General features: G+C 73.5%; 16 protein-coding genes and 2 pseudogenes. 12 read left to right on the forward strand and 6 right to left on the reverse strand.

The window, feature by feature from the left end; genetic code table 11:
- Positions 1 to 16: 16 nt before the first annotated feature.
- Positions 17 to 1,078: a hypothetical protein gene (locus ACLQ20_RS06955; RefSeq protein WP_425854602.1), complete on the reverse strand. Its 1,062-nt coding sequence runs from the start codon at positions 1,076 to 1,078 to the stop codon at positions 17 to 19.
- Positions 1,079 to 1,324: 246 nt separating this feature from the next.
- Here ACLQ20_RS06955 and ACLQ20_RS06960 point away from each other — a divergent pair, with 246 nt between their 5' ends.
- From ACLQ20_RS06960 to ACLQ20_RS06995, 8 genes are all read left to right on the forward strand, one after another.
- Positions 1,325 to 2,044, forward strand: a complete 720-nt coding sequence (locus tag ACLQ20_RS06960) for a winged helix-turn-helix transcriptional regulator (protein ID WP_192581269.1) — start codon at positions 1,325 to 1,327, stop codon at positions 2,042 to 2,044.
- 107 nt (positions 2,045 to 2,151) lie between these two features.
- Positions 2,152 to 3,081, forward strand: coding sequence for a polysaccharide deacetylase family protein (locus ACLQ20_RS06965; RefSeq protein ID WP_425854837.1), 930 nt, complete (start codon positions 2,152 to 2,154; stop codon positions 3,079 to 3,081).
- Positions 3,082 to 3,192: 111 nt separating this feature from the next.
- Positions 3,193 to 4,119, forward strand: coding sequence for a mycothiol synthase (mshD, locus tag ACLQ20_RS06970; protein WP_425854605.1), 927 nt, complete (start codon positions 3,193 to 3,195; stop codon positions 4,117 to 4,119).
- A 279-nt stretch (positions 4,120 to 4,398) separates the two neighbouring features.
- On the forward strand, positions 4,399 to 5,502 hold the full coding sequence (gene pstS / locus ACLQ20_RS06975; RefSeq protein ID WP_327029760.1) for a phosphate ABC transporter substrate-binding protein PstS: 1,104 nt from the start codon (positions 4,399 to 4,401) through the stop codon (positions 5,500 to 5,502).
- Between the two features lie 52 nt (positions 5,503 to 5,554).
- Positions 5,555 to 6,646, forward strand: coding sequence for a phosphate ABC transporter permease subunit PstC (gene pstC, locus ACLQ20_RS06980; RefSeq protein ID WP_151452961.1), 1,092 nt, complete (start codon positions 5,555 to 5,557; stop codon positions 6,644 to 6,646).
- A 222-nt stretch (positions 6,647 to 6,868) separates the two neighbouring features.
- Complete coding sequence (pstA, locus tag ACLQ20_RS06985; protein ID WP_311411776.1) at positions 6,869 to 7,957, forward strand: phosphate ABC transporter permease PstA; 1,089 nt, start codon at positions 6,869 to 6,871, stop codon at positions 7,955 to 7,957.
- A gap of 20 nt (positions 7,958 to 7,977) precedes the next feature.
- Entirely contained in the window at positions 7,978 to 8,754 is a 777-nt protein-coding gene (pstB, locus tag ACLQ20_RS06990) for a phosphate ABC transporter ATP-binding protein PstB (protein WP_132230738.1), read from the forward strand.
- 142 nt (positions 8,755 to 8,896) lie between these two features.
- On the forward strand, positions 8,897 to 9,310 hold the full coding sequence (locus ACLQ20_RS06995; protein WP_358122781.1) for a VOC family protein: 414 nt from the start codon (positions 8,897 to 8,899) through the stop codon (positions 9,308 to 9,310).
- Positions 9,311 to 9,401: 91 nt separating this feature from the next.
- On the opposite strand, the gene ACLQ20_RS07000 is transcribed toward ACLQ20_RS06995, so the two are convergent.
- Positions 9,402 to 10,235, reverse strand: a complete 834-nt coding sequence (locus tag ACLQ20_RS07000) for an NUDIX hydrolase (protein WP_151452958.1) — start codon at positions 10,233 to 10,235, stop codon at positions 9,402 to 9,404.
- 70 nt (positions 10,236 to 10,305) lie between these two features.
- Between ACLQ20_RS07000 and ACLQ20_RS07005 the strand changes: the two genes are divergently transcribed.
- Positions 10,306 to 11,274, forward strand: a complete 969-nt coding sequence (locus tag ACLQ20_RS07005; RefSeq protein WP_425854607.1) for a Gfo/Idh/MocA family protein — start codon at positions 10,306 to 10,308, stop codon at positions 11,272 to 11,274.
- A 43-nt stretch (positions 11,275 to 11,317) separates the two neighbouring features.
- Here the strand turns inward: ACLQ20_RS07005 and ACLQ20_RS07010 are convergent, their stop codons facing one another.
- From ACLQ20_RS07010 to ACLQ20_RS07020, 3 genes are all read right to left on the reverse strand, one after another.
- On the reverse strand, positions 11,318 to 12,322 hold the full coding sequence (locus ACLQ20_RS07010; protein WP_132239992.1) for an inorganic phosphate transporter: 1,005 nt from the start codon (positions 12,320 to 12,322) through the stop codon (positions 11,318 to 11,320).
- 4 nt (positions 12,323 to 12,326) lie between these two features.
- Entirely contained in the window at positions 12,327 to 12,953 is a 627-nt protein-coding gene (locus tag ACLQ20_RS07015; RefSeq protein ID WP_088998168.1) for a DUF47 domain-containing protein, read from the reverse strand.
- A 143-nt stretch (positions 12,954 to 13,096) separates the two neighbouring features.
- Complete coding sequence (locus tag ACLQ20_RS07020; protein WP_327029762.1) at positions 13,097 to 14,029, reverse strand: PPK2 family polyphosphate kinase; 933 nt, start codon at positions 14,027 to 14,029, stop codon at positions 13,097 to 13,099.
- A gap of 317 nt (positions 14,030 to 14,346) precedes the next feature.
- Between ACLQ20_RS07020 and sigJ the strand changes: the two genes are divergently transcribed.
- Positions 14,347 to 15,303 (forward strand): RNA polymerase sigma factor SigJ, encoded by a 957-nt coding sequence (gene sigJ, locus ACLQ20_RS07025; protein ID WP_327029763.1) that lies wholly within the window; start codon positions 14,347 to 14,349, stop codon positions 15,301 to 15,303.
- A 25-nt stretch (positions 15,304 to 15,328) separates the two neighbouring features.
- On the opposite strand, the gene ACLQ20_RS07030 is transcribed toward sigJ, so the two are convergent.
- Positions 15,329 to 15,835, reverse strand: a complete 507-nt coding sequence (locus tag ACLQ20_RS07030) for a DUF402 domain-containing protein (RefSeq protein WP_151457101.1) — start codon at positions 15,833 to 15,835, stop codon at positions 15,329 to 15,331.
- Positions 15,836 to 15,904: 69 nt separating this feature from the next.
- Here ACLQ20_RS07030 and ACLQ20_RS07035 point away from each other — a divergent pair.
- Positions 15,905 to 17,325: pseudogene (locus ACLQ20_RS07035) on the forward strand (ATP-dependent DNA helicase); the annotation flags it as partial.
- A gap of 120 nt (positions 17,326 to 17,445) precedes the next feature.
- Positions 17,446 to 18,141: pseudogene (locus tag ACLQ20_RS07040) on the forward strand (ATP-dependent DNA helicase); the annotation flags it as partial.
- Positions 18,142 to 18,144: the final 3 nt, after the last annotated feature.

Genomic DNA, 18,144 nt, shown 5'->3' on the forward strand with positions numbered 1-18,144 from the left:
AAGCTCAACCGCCGCGTCAGAGAACGAGCTTGCACATGGCGTACGCGGCCGGCGCGGCCAGGGCGAAGCCACCGAGGGGCCCCTGCATGTGCCGGGCCACCCACATGGTCGGCGGCTCCCCCGCCATCAGCCGGCCCGCCTCGGCGTAGCCCACGGCAAGGTCGGCCAGCACGGCGGTGACCGCCGCGACCAGCCCGATGATCGCGGCCCGGGTCGGGGTGAAGGGCGTCACCAGGTAGCTGCCGAGGACGGCGCTGACCAGCGTGCCGACCATCGCGCCGGCGACCACGCCGGCCGCGCCCCGGGGCACCTGGGGGGCCAGCCGCGGCCACGGCGCGACCGCGTCGGTCAGCCGGGCGACGGTGAGCGCGACCGCGCTGGCGGTGAGGCACACCGTGATGGCCTGGGTGCCCGCCGGGATCCGGCTGAGCACGATCAGGGTGGCGAAGGCGACGACGCCGACCACGATCAGCAGGGTGCTGCCGAGCGAGTCGGTCACCCGCACCCGGTCGACCCGCCGGACGAGCTGGCCGAGCACCCCGAGGGCGAAGCCGCCCGCCGCGACGTAGCCCAGCGGCGCCAGGCCGGCGATGTCCGTCTGCACGGCCGCGGTGTCGGCCGCCACCGCGGCGGCGGCGCTGACGGCAGCCACCAGCAGCAGCGCGGGCGGTCGCATGGCCATCGTCCAGGCCAGCACGAAGAGCAACTGCACGCCGAAGACGACGAACGCGAAGGGCAGGCGGTGCCCCGGGCCGGCGGTCTGCGCCCCGAGCACCAGACCCACCCCGAGCAGCGCGGCGAACCCGGCGACGGTCAGCGCGAGCGGGCGGCGCACCTCGACCGGCTCCACCAGCTCCTCGTCCGGCTCGTCGTCCGGCTCGTCGTCGGGTCGCCGGGCCGGCTCACCGGCCCGCCGGGCGCGGCGCGGGCCGCTGCGCTCCCGGCGCTCGCCGTCGTCGTCGGGGGCCGGCCCGGTGCGCGGCGCCGGCGGCTGGCCACGGGACGGGCCGGACGGCCCGGGGCGGGGCCCGTCGGGCCACTGGTCGCGGCCGGTCTCGGGCGAGCTGGAGGGAAACACGCCCCGATCGTGCCAGACCCGCCGGCCGATGCGGGGGCCACGGTTTCGGCAACGTTAAAACCTGGGGTCACGATCAGGGGCAAGCCGGGCAAACGGGAAAGGACGTGGAGGCGCGACCGGGGCCTTCGGTTACGCTCAAGCCGTTACCCGCCCGTCAGCGACGCCGGGACCCACGCAAGTTCATCAGCGTCACGCCCCGCCACGGAGTGCGCTGGTCGCGCGCGGCCGACGGCCGCCGGGACGGAGGTGATCGTGGAGATCCTGCTGCTGGTGACCGCGCGCGCAGGCGAACCATCCGCTGTGCTGCCGGCGCTCGACCTGCTGCCGCACTCGGTCCGCACCGCGCCACGCGACGTCCGCACCCTGGTCGCCGGCCCCAGTCCGGACGCGGTGCTGGTCGACGCCCGCTCCGAGCTGAGCGAGGCGCGGGCGACCTGCCGGATGCTGCACGCCACCGGGCTCGGAGTGCCCCTGGTCGCGGTGGTCACCGAGGCCGGCCTGATCGCGCTCAACGCCGACTGGGGCGTCGACGACGTCATCCTCGCCGCCGCCGGGCCGGCCGAGGTGGAGGCCCGGCTGCGGCTCGCCGTCGGGCGGCTGAACAACGCCACCTCCGGGGCCGGCGGCTCGATCCGCGCCGGCGAGCTGACGATCGACCCGGACACCTACGCCGCGAAGCTCAAGGGCCGGCCGCTCGACCTCACCTACAAGGAGTTCGAGCTGCTGAAGTTCCTGGCCCAGCACCCGGGCCGGGTGTTCACCCGGGACCAGCTCCTGCGCGAGGTGTGGGGCTACGACTACTTCGGCGGCACGCGCACCGTCGACGTGCACGTCCGGCGGCTGCGCGCCAAGCTCGGCTCCGAGTACGAGTCGATGATCGGCACGGTGCGGCAGGTGGGCTACAAGTTCGTCGTACCGCCCTCGCGGTCCCTGCCGGAGAGCGAGCACGCGCCCCTGCCGGTCTGACCTCCCCGTCCCTTTCAGGGACGGTTTCGCATATGCCCTTTTTGCGCTGCTAGCCGGTTCTATTCTGACTGCCGGGTTTGCGACAAAAAGGGGGCGGCGGAGTGCGCATCGACCACGGGGGCGGCGGCGGATCGACACGATGGGGCCCACTGATCCGGGACCCCTCGGCCGCGCGCACCATCGGGCTCGTCACGCTGGTGGTCGCCGCGCTGCTCGGTTCCGCGTACGCCCTCGGGCGCAGCCTGGTCCCCGACCCGCCGACGTCCCGGTCCAGCGTGACCACCAGCGCCACCGGCCCGCACTACGCCGACCAGCCGCCGACGAAGGACACCCCGCGCCGGACCCCGGAGGGTGCGCCGAGCACCAGCCCGGCGGAGGCCGGGCAGGACGGCGGCGCCAGCCCCCAGGGCACGCCGTCGCCGGTACCGGCCGACGGGCCGTTCGGCGCGCAGACCACCAGCGGCACCTCGCTGGTCGCGCTGACCTTCGACGACGGACCGGACCCGCGGTACACGCCGCAGGTGCTCGCCCTGCTCCGCGAGCACCAGGTGCGGGCCACCTTCTGCGTGGTCGGCGAGAACGCCCAGCGCCACCCGGACCTGATCCGGGCCATCGCGGCCGACGGGCACACCCTGTGCAACCACAGCTGGAACCACGACGTCGACCTCGGCCGCCGGTCGCCGGCCGCCATCCGGGCGGACCTGCTGCGCACCAGCGAGGCGATCCGGGCGGCGGTGCCCGACGCGCCGATCGCGTACTACCGGCAGCCCGGCGGCGCCTGGACGGGCCAGGTGGTGTCGGTGTCCCACGAACTCGGCATGACGCCGCTGCACTGGACCGTGGACCCGGCAGACTGGGAGCTGCCGGGAGCCGGCCGGATCGCGGCGACGGTCGTGGCGGACGTCGTACCCGGCTCGGTCGTGCTGTTGCACGACGCCGGCGGCGACCGGCAGGGCACCGTGGACGCCCTGCACCGCATCCTGCCCGACCTGACCAGCCGGTTCGAGGTGGAGGCGCTGCCCGACGGGGGGACGTGAGCCGGCCGGCGGACGGCCCGACCACGGGCGGTCCGGCCGGGCGACCGCCGCACCGCCCCGGCGGCCGGCCGAGCGCGGCGGCGCGGGGATCGACCGGACTACGGTGACGACATGAGCAACCCCGAAGCGAGCAGCGGCCGGGTGACCCGGTCCGACCGCCTCAGCCCCACGGAGATCGCCGACGTGACGACCCTCGCCCGGGTCGCCGGCGACGCGGACGGGGCGGACCCGTTCGACGAGCACGTCCTGCTCCGGCTGCGCGACCCGGACGCGCCCGCCGTGCACCTGACCACCCGGGCGGACGACGGCACCCTGACCGGGTACGCGCACCTGGACACCACCGACCCGGGCGCGGGGATCGGCGTGGAACTGGTGGTGCACCCGGCGTACCGGCGGCACGGGACGGGCCGCGCGCTGGCCCGGGGCGTCCTGGCGGCGGCCGACGGCCCGCTGCGGGTCTGGGCGCACGGCGACCACCCCTCCGCCGCCGCGCTCGGCGTCGACCTGGGCCTGCGCCGGGCCCGGGTGCTCTGGCAGCTGCGCCGGCCGCTGACCGCCCCGATCCCCGACCACCCGCTGCCGGACGGGGTGACGCTGCGCGCGTACCGGCCCGGCGCCGACGACGAGGAGTGGCTGGCGCTCAACGCGCGGGCCTTCGCGGAGCACCCGGAACAGGGCCGCTGGTCCCCCGCCGACCTGCGGGTACGCCTCGACGAGCCGTGGTTCGACCCGGAGGGCTTCCTGCTCGCCGTCGACGGGTCCACCGGCCGGCTGCTCGGCTTCCACTGGACGAAGGTCCACGAACGACCCGGCTCGGCCCGGATCGGCGAGGTCTACGTCCTCGGCGTGGACCCGTCGGCCCACCGCGGCGGGCTCGGCCGGGCGCTGACCGCGGCCGGCCTGGCGTACCTGCGGGACCGGCGGGACCTGGACCGGGTGATGCTCTACGTCGACGAGTCGAACGCCGCCGCCGTCGCGCTCTACGAACGGCTCGGCTTCGCCCGCTGGTCGGCGCACGTCAACTACCAGTCGGCCTGACGTCGGCACGGGCCCGGGTCGCGACGGCCCGGGCCCGTGCCGCGCGCGCCGCCGCCCCGGAAGATCCCCATACTTCCGACAGCGGCAGCCGAGTTCACACAACGGACAACCCGCCCTCAGCGAGCGGTCATCTGCCCTGTCGCACCTGTTCACTCCCCGTTCACTTCCGACCGGCGAACCGGCTACCTGGCGCTCCTAACTTTTGGATCAGCCGGTGAGCGCCGGTATACCGGCCCCCCAATCCGGGGGCGAAGTCAGACGTGAAGGGAAACCCCTCAGGTGAAGCTCCAGCGGCACGGCACCCTCGCCTGCCTCGCTCTTACCGCGACGCTCGCTCTCAGCGCATGCGGCTCGGACAACAACGAGCCCGCGAGCAGCGCCTCCGCCTCCGGGTCGGCCGCCGCCGACTGCGCCACCGGCACGCTGAACACCCAGGGCTCGTCGGCGCAGAAGAACGCCATGGACGAGTGGATCAAGGCTTACCAGCAGAAGTGCTCCGGTGCCAAGATCAACTACGAGCCGTCCGGCTCGGGCGCCGGCATCCAGGCCTTCATCGCCGGCACCGCCGACTTCGCCGGCTCGGACTCCGCCCTCAAGGAGGAGGAGCAGCCGCAGGCCGACGCCAAGTGCGTCGGCGGCGCCGCGATCAACCTCCCGATGGTCATCGGCCCGGTCGCCATCGCCTACAACGTCAACGGCGTGGACAACCTCCAGCTCAAGCCGGCCACCCTGGCGAAGATCTTCGCCGGCAAGGTGACCAAGTGGGACGACCCGGCGATCAAGGCCGACAACCCGGACGCCAAGCTGCCGTCGACCGCCATCAACGCGGTGCACCGCTCGGACTCCTCCGGCACCACCGACAACTTCACCGACTTCCTGACCAAGACCGCCGCGTCCGACTGGACGTTCGGCAAGGCCAAGGAGTGGAAGGCCCCCGGCGGCACCGGCGCGGCGAAGTCCGACGGCATGGCCAGCGCCATCAAGGGCCAGGACGGCACCATCGGCTACGTCGAGTGGTCGTACGCCGAGAACGGCGGCCTGAAGACCGCCAAGGTCGGCAACGGCGCGGGCGAGTTCGCCGAGTTGACCGCCGAGTCGGCCGGCAAGACCATCGCCGGCGCCGAGGTGGTCGGCCAGGGCGACGACCTCAAGATGAAGATTGACTACAACACCAAGGAGGCCGGGGCCTACCCGATCGTCCTGGTGACCTACGAGATCGTCTGCTCCAAGGGCCTCGCCGCCGACAAGCTCCCGCTGGTCAAGGGCTTCCTCGGCCACGCCGCGAGCACCGCGGGCCAGGCCGACCTGACCGAGCTGGGCTACGCCCCGCTGCCCGAGACGGTCCGCGCCAAGGTCGAGGCCGCGGTCAAGAACCTCGCCTGAGCCGCCCGCACCGACACCGTCACCACCACCTCAACCCGAAGCGAGCGAGCAGATGGGTGAAACCCCCCACCGCTCGGCCCACGCCGGCACCGGCGGGACGCGCGTGACCGAAGGTCACGACCGGCCCGCCGGTGCCTCGGCGCGTCCGGCCGAGGCACCAGTCAGCACCCGTACCCCGGGCGGAGCCGGATTGGGCGGCGGCGGCGCGCTGCCCCGGGCCCGGGCGTTCGGCGCCGAACGGGCGTTCCGCGCCCTCACCCTGGGCGCTGGCGCCACAGTCCTGGTCGTCATCGCCGCGATCGCGGTCTTCCTCGTCGCCAAGGCGGTACCGGCGCTGGGAGCCAACACCGAGAGCTTCTGGACCTTCGAGGGCTGGTTCCCGAACGACGCGGAGCCGAAGTTCGGCATCGGGGCGCTCGCCTTCGGCACCGTGTTCAGCTCCGCGCTGGCCCTGCTGATCGCGGTGCCGGTGGCCCTGGGCATCGCGCTCTACCTGTCCCACTACGCGCCGCGCCGGCTCGGCACCACGCTGGGCTTCCTGATCGACCTGCTGGCCGCGGTGCCGAGCGTGGTCTTCGGCCTCTGGGGCCGCGACGTCTTCATCAATCCGGTGCGCGACTTCTCCGCCTGGCTGAACACGTACTTCGGCTGGATCCCGATCTTCGGCGGCGACGGCCCGTTCGGGAAGTCCATCATGCTGGGCGCGCTGGTCCTGGCGATCATGGTGCTGCCGATCATCACCTCGCTCTCCCGCGAGGTGTTCCTGCAGACCCCGACCGCCAACGAGGAGGCGGCTCTCGCCCTCGGCGCCACCCGCTGGGAGATGATCCGCACCGCCGTGCTGCCGTACGGCCGCCCCGGCATCGTCGCCGCGGTGATGCTCGGCCTGGGCCGGGCGCTCGGCGAGACCATCGCCCTGGCGATGACCCTCGGCATCACCTTCGGCATCTCGTTCAACCTCATCGAGAGTGGCGGCAACACCATCGCCGCCAACATCGCCAACACGTTCGGCGAGGCGAACGACACGGGGCGGGGCGCGCTGATCGCCTCGGGCCTGGTGCTCTTCGCCATCACGCTGATCGTCAACATCACGGCGCGGGCGATCATCCACCGCCGCCGGGAGTTCACGGAGTCGGCCGCATGAGCGAGCGTCAGCGAGCGAATCATCGTCACAGTGCGGCGGAGCCTCATGCCGCCACGGGAGCGAAGCGGAGTGGCGGCATGAGCGAGCGTCAGCAAGCGAATCATCGACACAAGTCACATGGCGCCGCGCAGCGGAGCGGAGTGGCGGCATGAGCGAGCGTCAGCGAGCGAATCATCGTCACAGTGCGTCACATGGCGCCGCGCAGCGGAGCGGAGTGGCGGCATGACCACCACCGTCGCACCGCACCGGACCCGCCCGCCCGCCCAGCCGCCCACCCTCAAGGCCCGGCGCCTGCCGAGGTACGCCGCGCCGGCCATCGCCGCGGCCGCCCTGCTGGTCGCCGCCGCCTTCGTGTACGGCACCGGCACCGGCGGCCCGGTGCTGGTCGTGGTGGTCGCCGCGCTGCTCTACCTGGCCGGCCTGTTCGCCGCCGCGAACCGGGTCGAGGGGCGGCGGTCGGCCCGCAACCGCACCTGGAGCGCGCTGATCCACTCCGCGTTCGTGCTGGCCGTCCTGCCGCTGGCCTCGGTGGTCTGGACGCTGGTCAGCAAGGGCGCCGAGCGCCTGGACGGCGACTTCTTCCTCACCTCGATGAACAACATCGGCGCGCGGGACCCGAACGGCGGCGCCTACCACGCGATCGTCGGCACGCTCCAGCAGGTCGGCATCGCCGCCCTGATCACCGTCCCGCTCGGCATCCTCTGCGCGATCTACATCGTCGAGTACGGCCGGGGCCGGTTCGCCGCCGCGATCCGGTTCTTCGTGGACGTGATGACGGGCATCCCGTCGATCGTCGCCGGCCTGTTCGTGCTGGCGTTCTGGGTGCTGATCGTCTCGCCGTGGTTCAACGACGGGCGGCCCAGCTTCTCCGGCTTCGCCGCCGCGCTCGCGCTGAGCGTGCTGATGCTGCCCACCGTGGTCCGCTCCACCGAGGAGATGCTGCGTCTCGTCCCGGCGCCGCTGCGCGAGGGGGCGTACGCCCTCGGCGTGCCGAAGTGGAAGACCATCCTGCGGGTCGTACTGCCGACCGCCCTGCCGGGCATCGTCACCGGCGTCATGCTCGCCATCGCGCGCGCGGCCGGCGAGACCGCCCCGGTGCTGCTGGTCGCCGGCGGCGGCGCGGCGATCAACTTCAACCCGTTCGAGAACAACCAGTCGTCGCTGGCGCTCTTCGTCTACCAGCAGGCCGGTGACGCGTCCCGGTACGCGCCGGCACGGGCGTGGACCGCGGCACTCACCCTGGTCGCCCTCGTGCTGATCCTGACCGTCGCGGCGAAGCTGCTGGCCCGTCGCAACCGGCTCGGCCGATGAACCCCGGAGGTACCACCACCATGGCCAAGCGCATCGAAGCCTCGGGCGTCACCGCCTACTACGGCGCCTTCAAGGCGATCGAGAACATCAACCTGACGGTCGAGCCGAAGACGGTGACCGCCCTGATCGGCCCGTCCGGCTGCGGCAAGTCCACCTTCCTGCGGTCGATCAACCGGATGCACGAGGTGCTGCCCGGCGCCCGGGTCGAGGGCAGCCTCACCATCGACGACCAGGACATCTACGACCGGGACGTGGACGTCACCGCCGTCCGGCGCATGATCGGCATGGTCTTCCAGCGGCCGAACCCGTTCCCCACCATGAGCATCTTCGAGAACGTGGTGGCCGGGCTGCGGCTCAACGGGGTCCGTAGGAAGTCGATCCTGGAGGAGGCGGCGGAGAAGGCGCTCCGCTCGGCCAACCTCTGGGACGAGGTCAAGGACCGGCTGGGCAAGCCCGGCGCCGGCCTCTCCGGCGGCCAGCAGCAGCGGCTCTGCATCGCCCGGACCATCGCCGTCGAGCCGCAGGTGGTGCTGATGGACGAGCCCTGCTCGGCGCTCGACCCGATCTCCACGCTGGCCATCGAGGACCTGATGTTCCAGCTCAAGGACAAGTTCACCATCATCATCGTCACGCACAACATGCAGCAGGCCGCCCGTGTCTCGGACCGGACCGCCTTCTTCTCCATCGAGAAGACCGGCGACCCGGGCCGCCTCATCGAGTACGACAACACGCAGAAGATCTTCAGCAACCCCGGCGTGAAGAAGACCGAGGACTACATCACCGGCCGCTTCGGCTGAGCCGTGGGGCGGTGGACCCCTTCTCTCGCTGCGGGGAAGGGGTCCTTCCCTCTCCGCGCCCGCGCCGGCACACCCGGCGGCACCGGAGGATCTGCTCTAGGGTCGGGTCGGAAACGCCCACCGGTCGCTGCGGAGGACGGGCATGTCTGGATATCCCCGGTTGCTGCACACCGTGCTCGACAGCACGAACCCACGGGAGCTCGCCGAGTTCTACCGGCAACTGCTCGGGCTGCGGTACCGGCCCGGTGACGAACCGCCGACGGACGGGACGGCCGACGACCGGGACTGGCTCGTGCTCAGAGACTCCGACGGGGCGGCCCAGCTCGCCTTCCAACTCGTCGACCGCCTGCCTCGGACCACCTGGCCCCGGCACGACGTGCCGATGCAGTTGCACCTCGACTTCACGGTCCCGGACGCGTCCGAGCTGGAGAGGCAGCGTGCGCGGGCGGAGGCCCTGGGCGCGAAACTCCTGATCGACCGGACCGACGACCCCGACGAGCCGCTGTACGTCTTCGCGGACCCGTCCGGTCACCCGTTCTGCATCTTCGTGGCCTAGCGCCGCCGCCCTCCCCGGCCCTGGTCCGCTGAGAGATCCTGGCAGGAACCGGCCCTTCCCGGGGCCGCTTCCTGCCAAGATCCGTAACGGGTCAGGCCAGCACGAAGCGGGGCTCGCCGTCGTCGGGCACGTCGAGGCGCGGGGTGACCGGGGTCGACGCGTCCCGGGTCGCCGCCGCGCGGGCCACGCCGGCCAGGTCGCCGCCGGCCGCCACCTGGGCCAGGTTCACCAGGGTGGGCGGGAGCATGGTCAGCTCGCCGGCCTCCGCCCGGGCCAGGGCGTCCGCCGGGCGGGCCCACAGGGTGTGGTCGGCCTCCCCGGAGACGTCCCGGGTCCGCTGCCCCTCCGGCAGCAGTGCCACGAAGAAGTACGTGTCGAAGCGGCGCGGCTCGAACTCCGGCGTGATCCACCGGCTCCACGGCAGCAGCAGGTCCGACCGGAGGGTGAGCCCGCGCCGGGCGAGCAGGTCCGCGAAGCCGCCCCGGCGCTGCTCCAGCGCCACCCGGTCGGCCTCCCAGTCGTCGCCGCTCACGTCGCCGACCACGGTCTGCGTGTCGGGGCCCGCGAGCAGGACCCCGGCCTCCTCGAAGACCTCCCGGGCGGCGGCGCAGACGACCGCCTGGGCGGCCTCCGGGGTCAGCCCCAGCCGCTCGCCCCAGCCGGCGGGCGTCGGACCGGCCCAGTCCAGGTGCGCCTGCGAATCCGAGGGGTCGACCCCGCCGCCGGGGAAGGCGTACATCCCACCGAAGGCCATCGCGGCGACCCGCCGGATCAGGTAGACCTCGAAGTCGTCGCCGGCGGGCCGGAGCAGCAGGACGGTCGCCGCGACCCGGGGCGGGGCCGGGGTGCCGCCCTCGGCGTGGAACCGGCGGGCGTGCGCCACGAGCGCCGGGGGTGCGGGGAAGCCGTCGGCGTCGATCGTCATGCGCCGAGCCTAGTTCCCGACGGGTGGATGACCACGCCGACGTCCGGTGATCTTCGCTAGCGTGGCCGCCATGACTCGTTGGGGCATCCTGTCCACCGGCCAGATCGCCGCCCGCTTCGCCGAGGACCTCCGGCTGGTGCCGGGCGCCGAACTGGTGGCGGTCGGCTCACGTACCGCCGAGAGCGCGCGACGGTTCGCGGCCCGGCACGGCGTGCCGCGCGCGTACGCCTCCTGGGCGGAACTCGCCGCGGACGACGAGCTGGACGTCGTCTACGTCGCCACCCCGCACGCCGCGCACCACCAGGCGGCCCTGACCTGCCTCGCGGCCGGCCGCGCGGTGCTGCTGGAGAAGCCGTTCACCCTCGACCTGGCGACCAGCGTGGAGCTGGTCGACACCGCCCGCGCGGCCGGGGTCTTCCTCATGGAGGCCATGTGGATGCGGACGAATCCACTGATCCGCCGGGTCTGCGAGCTGGTCGCGGACGGGGCGATCGGCACGGTGACCAACGTGCGGGCCGACTTCGGGTTGGCGGGGCCGTTCCCGCCGGAGCACCGGCTGCGGGCCCGTACGCTCGGCGGCGGCGCCCTGCTCGACCTCGGCGTCTACCCGGTCAGCCTGGCCCACCTGCTGCTCGGCGTGCCCGACCACGTCCGCTCCTGGGCGAAGCTCAGCCCCGAGAGGGTCGACGAGAACACCGGGATCGTCCTCGGCTACGACTCGGGGGCGGTGGCCGCGCTGACCTGCGGCCTGGTCGGGGCGACCCCGGTGACCGCCGCCGTCACCGGCACCGCCGGCCGGATCGAGCTGCCCGAGCTGTTCTTCCGCCCCGGTTCGGTGACCCTGCACCGGGCTGGCGCCGAGCCGGAGACGATCACCGGTGAGCTGGTCGGCGGCGGCTACCAGTACGAGGCAGCCGAGGTCCAGCGCTGCCTCGCCGAGGGCCTCCTGGAGAGCCCTCTGGTCCCCCACGCCGCCACGCTGGAGGTGATGGCGCTCCTCGACACCATCCGGGCCCAGATCGGCGTCGACTACTCCTGACGGGGAAGGGGCCCCTCGTCGACGAGGGGCCCCTTCGCGTACGTCAGCTGAAGAGCGGGCGGACCAGGAAGTACATCAGGGCGCCGATCGAGCCGGCGGCCGGGAAGGTGAGGATCCACGCCCCGACGATGTTGCCGGCCACGCCCCACCGGACGGCGGAGAGCCGCTTGGTGGCGCCGACGCCCATGATCGCCGAGGTGATCGTGTGGGTCGTCGAGATCGGCGCGCCGAGGACCAGCGCGTTGAAGTAGAGCACCCCGCTGGCGACGGTCTCGGCGGCGAAGCCCTCCGGCGGCCGGAGGTCGATGATCTTCCGGCCCAGGGTCCGGATGATCCGCCAACCACCGGCGTACGTGCCGGCGGCCAGCACGGCGGCCGACGTCCAGAACGCCCACTCCGGAATGAAGCTGGGGTCGTCCTGGTAGCCGCCGACGTAGAGGGCGAGCACCACGATGCCGATGGTCTTGGCGGCGTCCTGCATGCCGTGGCCGACCGACATGGCGGCGGCGGACGCGGTCTGCGCCCAGCGGAAGCCGCGGTTGAGCCGGCCCGGATGCCCCTTCCGGAAGATCCACTGCACGGCGATCATGACGATGTAGCCGAGCACGAAGCCGACCATCGGCGAGAGGACCATCGGGATGATCACGCTCTCCCCGATGCCGGTCCAGAGCACCGTGCCGGACGCGGCGACGGTCGAGCCGACCAGGCCGCCGATCAGCGCGTGCGACGAGGACGACGGCAGGCCGAAGTACCAGGTGACCAGGTTCCACACGATCGCGCCGATCACGCCGGCGAAGACGATGCCGAGGCTCGCCGTGCCGGTGGGCAGTTTCACCAGCCCGCTGCCGACGGTCTTGGCGACCTCGGCGCCGAAGTGGGCGCCGATGAAGTTGCCGACCGCCGCCATGGCCAGGGCCACCCGGGGTGTGAGCGCCCGGGTGGAGATGCTGGTCGCGATCGCGTTGGCGGCGTCGTGGAAGCCGTTGGTGTAGTCGAACGCCAACGCCACCGCGATCACCGCCAGCACGGCGATGAGTTCGGGACTCACAGGATCAGGACTCCTTGACCGCGATGGTCTCGACGGTGTTGGCCACGTGCTCGAAGGCGTCGCAGGCGGCCTCCAGCTCGTCGGCGACCTCCTTCATCTTCAGCACGGTCAGCGCGTCGTACTCGCCGGAGAAGAGGCGGACCAGCAGCATCCGGTACACCTGGTCGCCGTCGTTCTCCAGCCGGTTGCACTCGATCCAGTAGTCCTCGAGATCCTTCATCGACTTCAGGCGCGGCATCGCGTCGGCGGTCAGCTTCGCCTGCGCGTCCAGGACGTTGACCATCTCGTGCATCTCGCGGGGCAGCGAGGGGAGCTTGGTCAGGCCGTAGAGGTAGAGCAGGTTGCCGACCGCTTCGAGGTGGTCCATCACGTCGTCGAGCAGCGACCCGAGCCGGTAGATGTCCTCCCGGTCGAACGGCGTGATGAAGGTTGAGTTGATCTTCTTGTACAGCTCGTGGGTGATCTGGTCGCTGTCGTGCTCCACCTCGGTGAGCCGCTCGCTGACCGACTGCACCTCCACCCCGGGCAGGGCCAGCTCGTTGAGCAACTCGGTGCCCTTCACCAGGTTCTGCGCGGCCCTGGTGAAGAGCTCGTAGAAGGCGCCCTCGTTCGGGCGGAAGGAAAACTTCACAGCACGGACCTCGTCGTGTCGGTGGAAGGGTGGCGGTCGCCCGGAGGGTGCCCGCCTGGGAATGCTAGAAAACGACGGAACCGGGAATCGCGCGGCCTCCCCCAGGTCAGGCCACATTCACCGGTCGTTCACCTGCTGTTCACCTACGCCGTTCTCTCCGATCCCAGCAGCCGCTCCCGTTCGCGCCGGACGTCGAAACCGGCAGGCGGATACCCGAGATCGAGGGTGTCGAACGTCTCGCGGAGCAGGTGCGCGACGGCCCAGTCGCGGTACCACTTGCGGTCCGCCGGCACCACGTACCAGGGCGCGGCGTCCGTGCCGCACCGGCCCAGGGCCTCGGCGTACGCGGCCTGGTAGTCGTCCCAGCGGGCGCGGGCGTCGACGTCCGAGGGGTCGTACTTCCAGTGCTTGCGCGGCTCGTCCAGCCGCTCCAGCAGCCGCCGGCCCTGCTCGGCGTACGAGATGTGCAGGAACACCTTCACCAGGGCCACCCCGGCCTCGGCCTGCTCCCGCTCGAACGCGTTGATCTCGTCGTACCGGGCCTGCCAGATCGACTCGGGCACCAGCGACTCGACCCGCGCCACGAGCACGTCCTCGTAGTGCGAGCGGTTGAAGACCCCGACGTACCCGGGCGGCGGCAGCGCCCGCCGGATCCGCCACAGGAAGTCGTGCCGCAACTCCTCGGGAGTGGGCGGGCCGAACGAGCGGAGGTGCAGGCCCAGCGGGTTCATCGCGCCGGCCACCCGCTTGACGGTGCCGTCCTTGCCCCCGCTGTCCATCGCCTGGAGCACCAGCAGCACCCGGCGCCCACCCGCCCCACCGGCCGCCGCGTCGGACCCGCCCGCACCGGCGGCCGCGCCGGCGGGTCGAGCCGCCGACTGCCGGGCCTTGGCCTCGGCGAAGAGCATCTCCTGCTGGCTGCCCAGTTCCGCGCCGATCAGCGTGAGCTGGCCACGGGCCCACTCCTTGCGCTGCGGGCCGGTCACCTCCCGCCCCGGCAGCCCGGGCGTCGACCGGGGATCGACCGCCCCGAGATCGACCGCCCCGCCGGGCGCCACCCGGAGCAGCTCCCGCATCGTCCCTCCGACCGGCCCCACGACGACGTCGGCCCGGCCCACGGCATCGCGGCGCACGCCGCTCCCCTCGACCCCTCGCATCACCGGATCATCACCCACATCCGCCCCACCCGCCCGCCAACCCCGACCCCGGCCCGCACCATGAGCCGCCGATCATGCACTTGTGGCGGGCGGAATCGCCTGCTTGGTCCGTTACGCGGGGCACCACGACTGCATGATCGACGGCGGTCTTGGGGGTGTGGGGGGCGGGGCGGGAGAATCGCGGGCGGGCGGGGCGGTACGCGCCCCGGCAGTGGAGCGGGGGCAGCGTGCGGGAGATGGTGGCGGAGTTCGAGGCCGAGCGGGGGCGGCTGCTGGGGGTGGCGCACCGGATGCTGGGCAGCCGCAGCGAGGCCGAGGACGCCGTGCAGGAGACCTGGCTGCGGTACGCCGCCGCGCTCGCCGACCCGGCGGCCCGCGCCGAGATCCGGCACCTCGGCGCCTGGCTGACCACCACCTGCGCCCGGATCTGCCTGGACGTGCTCCGCTCGGCGCGGGTACGGCGGGAGGCGTACCCCGGCCAGTGGCTGCCGGAGCCGGTGGTGACGCCGCTCGACCAGGGCCCGCGCCCCGACGGCTTCGCGCCCGACCCCGCGGAGCGGGCGGTCCGCGCCGATCAGGTCGGCACCGCCCTGCTGGTGGTGCTGGAACGCCTCGCACCGGAGCAGCGGGTGGCCTTCGTGCTGCACGACGTCTTCGCCGTGCCGTTCGCCCAGATCGCCGAGGTGCTCGGTACGACTGACGCCGCCGCCCGCCAGCTCGCCTCCCGGGCCCGCCGGGCGGTGCACGCGCCCGACGCGCCCCGGCACACCGCCGACGCGGTCGAGCAGCGTCACGTGCTCGCCGCCTTCGTGACCGCCGTCGAGTCGGGCGACCTTGCCGCGCTGGTACGGGTGCTCGCCCCGGACGTGGTCGCCGTCGGCGACAGCGGCGGCCACTTCCCGGCGGCCCGGCGGCCGGTGCTCGGGGCCGACGCGGTGGCCCGCTTCCTCCTGGGCCTGTTCGGGCGTGCCGGGCGCTACGGCGGGACGCTGCGCTCCCGTCGGGTGCTCGTCGACGGCGTCGAGGGCCTGCACCTGGAGACCCGGCACTCGGACGGGCGACCGCTGCGGGTGGTGGCCGCCCTCACGGTGGACGAGGGCCGGGTGACCGGGGTCTTCCACCAGCTGAATCCGGAGAAGCTGGGCGACCTGCCGCCGCTGGCGGAGGAGGACGGCTGGCCGCCGCGCTGGTGACGGCCCGGGGGCCGGTGCCGGCGGGTCAGACCACCAGGGCCAGCCACTTCCGGTACGACGTGGCGAACGGCTCGGTGCCGTCGCCCAGTGCCCCGAGCAGCCACCGGGCCGCCGCCTCGGCCTGCGCCACCACGTCGTCCGGGTAGCCGAAGCGGGCCCGGTGCTCGGCGAACTCGTCCTCGTCGCGCAGCTCCACCAGGCCGGTGGTCCGGCGGCGCACCACGTCGAGGTCGAGGTCGATGAGGTGGACGGTGTCGTCGTTCTCCCAGCGGGCCGGGCTGGCGATGTCGCAGTAGACCTCGCTGGTCCGTGGCGGCGGGTTGAACATGCCGGTCCACCAGGCGTGGTGCGGCACCAGGAGGACGAACGGGATCTGCTCCACCGACGGGCGACCGTGGTAGACGGACTTCGTGCCCTCGGTCACGCCGAGCCAGACGCCGAGCTCGTCCTCGGCCAGCCGGCGGGCCGGGTAGTCGCGGTGGGCGCTGCCGTCGTACTTGCGGTAGATCACGCGGACCACGTCGCTCGGCATGAGTCGCACCCTAACCGATACCGCCCATCCGTCGCCGCACGGAAGTAACCGGACGCGGTCGGTGGGAGACCGTACCGTGACGACGCCACGCCCGGATCGGCGCGGCCGGTGTCGGGGACGGCGGGTACCGTCGCACGGTGACTCCGCGCCTCGCCACCGGTTCCGCCGCCCCCTCGCCCCGCACCGGAGGCCGGCGACGGGGCACCCGGCCGAGCGGGGTGGAGCTGCTCGCCGCCGCGGTCGGCGCGGTGCCGGGCGGGGCGGCGCGTCCCGGCCAGCAGCAGATGGCGACCGCCATCGAGGAGTGCGTGCAGGCGCGGGAGCACCTGCTGGTGCAGGCCGGCACGGGCACCGGCAAGTCGCTGGCCTACCTGACGCCCGCGCTGACCGTGGACGGGCCGGTGGTGGTCTCCACGGCCACCCTGGCGTTGCAGTCCCAGCTGGTCGACCACGACCTGCCCCGGCTCGCCGACGCCGTGGAGCCGGTGCTCGGCCGGCGGCCCACCTTCGCGGTGCTGAAGGGGCGGCACCACTACCTCTGCCTGGCCCGGCTAGACAACTCCACAGAGGACGAACCGGAGGACACCCTCTTCGACGCCCCGGCGGCGCGCCCCGGCGGCGGCACGAAGTGGCTCGGCGAGGCGGGTCGGCTCGGCAAGCAGGTGCAGCGGCTGCGCGACTGGGCGGAGAAGACCGACACCGGCGACCGGGACGAGCTGGACCCGGGCGTCGACGACCAGGCCTGGCGGCTGGTCTCCATGCCGGCCCGGGAGTGCGTCGGCGCGTCCCGCTGCCCGTTCGGCGCGGAGTGCTTCGCCGAGGCGTCCCGGGCCCGCGCCCGGGAGGCCGACATCGTGGTCACCAACCACAGCCTGCTCGCGGTGGACATGCTCGCCGGCCGGCACATCGTGCCGCCGCACAAGCTGCTCATCGTCGACGAGGCGCACGAGCTGGCCGACCGGGTCTCCTCCGCCGCGCAGGCCGAGCTGGTGCCGGAGCTGATCGACCGCTCCGCGAAGCGGGCCCGCCCGCTGCTGCGGCCGGACGTCGCCGAGTCGCTGACCGCGGCCGGCGACGCCCTGGCCGTCGGGCTGGCCGAGGCGCCGGCCGGGCGGATCACCTCAGGGCTGCCGTCCCCGCTGCGCGAGGCGTGCACCCTGCTCGACGCGGCCACCCGGGCGGCCCTCGACGCGATCGGCGACGTCAAGTCCGACGACCCGGACCCGGTGCGCAAGCAGCAGGCCAAGGCCGTGCTCGACGAGCTCTCCGCCACCGCGCAGCGGCTGCTGGAGGAGGCCGACCACGACGTGGCCTGGGTGGAGAAGAACGACAACACCGGTCGCCGGGCGCTGGTGGTCGCGCCGCTCTCGGTCGCCGGCACGCTCGCCACCCACTTGTACGAGGAGCGCACGGTCGTCGCCACCTCGGCGACGCTGACGCTGGGCGGCCGGTTCGACACGGTGGCCCGGGCGCTGGGCCTGGAGGCACCCCCGGCCGACCCGCCGTCACCGGCCGCCGCCGCCATGGCCGCCCGGTCGGCCGGGCGCACCGGCGGCACCGGGCCGGCGGAGGGCAGCGGAGCGACCGGGGGCGGTGCGGCGACCGGCACGGCGGGGGCGCCGGCCACCTCGGGGCCGGGCTGGCGTTCCCTCGACGTCGGCTCGCCGTTCGACTACCCCCGGCAGGGCATCCTGTACGTCGCCGCGCACCTGCCCCGGCCCAGCGTCTCCGGGCTGCCCGACGCGGCCGGCGAGGAACTGCTCGAGCTGGTCACCGCGCTCGGCGGGCGTACCCTCGGCCTCTTCTCCTCCCGGCGGGCCGCGCAGCAGGCGGCGGAGCTGCTGCGCGCGCGGACCGACCTGCCGGTCCTTCTTCAGGGCGAGGAGGCGCTGCCGCTGCTGGTACGCCGGTTCCGGGAGGAGAAGTCCAGCTGCCTGTTCGGGGTGATGTCGCTCTGGCAGGGCGTCGACGTGCCGGGCGACGCCTGCCAGCTGGTGGTCATCGACCGGCTGCCCTTCCCCCGGCCGGACGAGCCGCTGGCGGCGGCGCGGGCCGCGGCGGTGGACGCCGGCGGGGGGTCGGGTTTCGCGGCGGTCAGCGTGCCGATCGCCGCGATCCGGCTGGCCCAGGGGGTGGGGCGGCTGATCCGGTCGACGGGCGACAAGGGCGTGGTGGCGGTCCTCGACTCGCGCCTGGAGACGGCCCGGGGCTACGGGCCGTTCCTGCGCCGGTCGCTGCCGCCGTTCTGGTACACCACCCGGCCGGAGGTCGCCCGGGGCGCCCTCGACCGCCTCGCCAAGGTCTGACCG

The sequence above is a fragment of the Micromonospora sp. DT46 genome, assembly GCF_049841735.1.
Lineage (GTDB): Bacteria > Actinomycetota > Actinomycetes > Mycobacteriales > Micromonosporaceae > Micromonospora > Micromonospora reichwaldensis.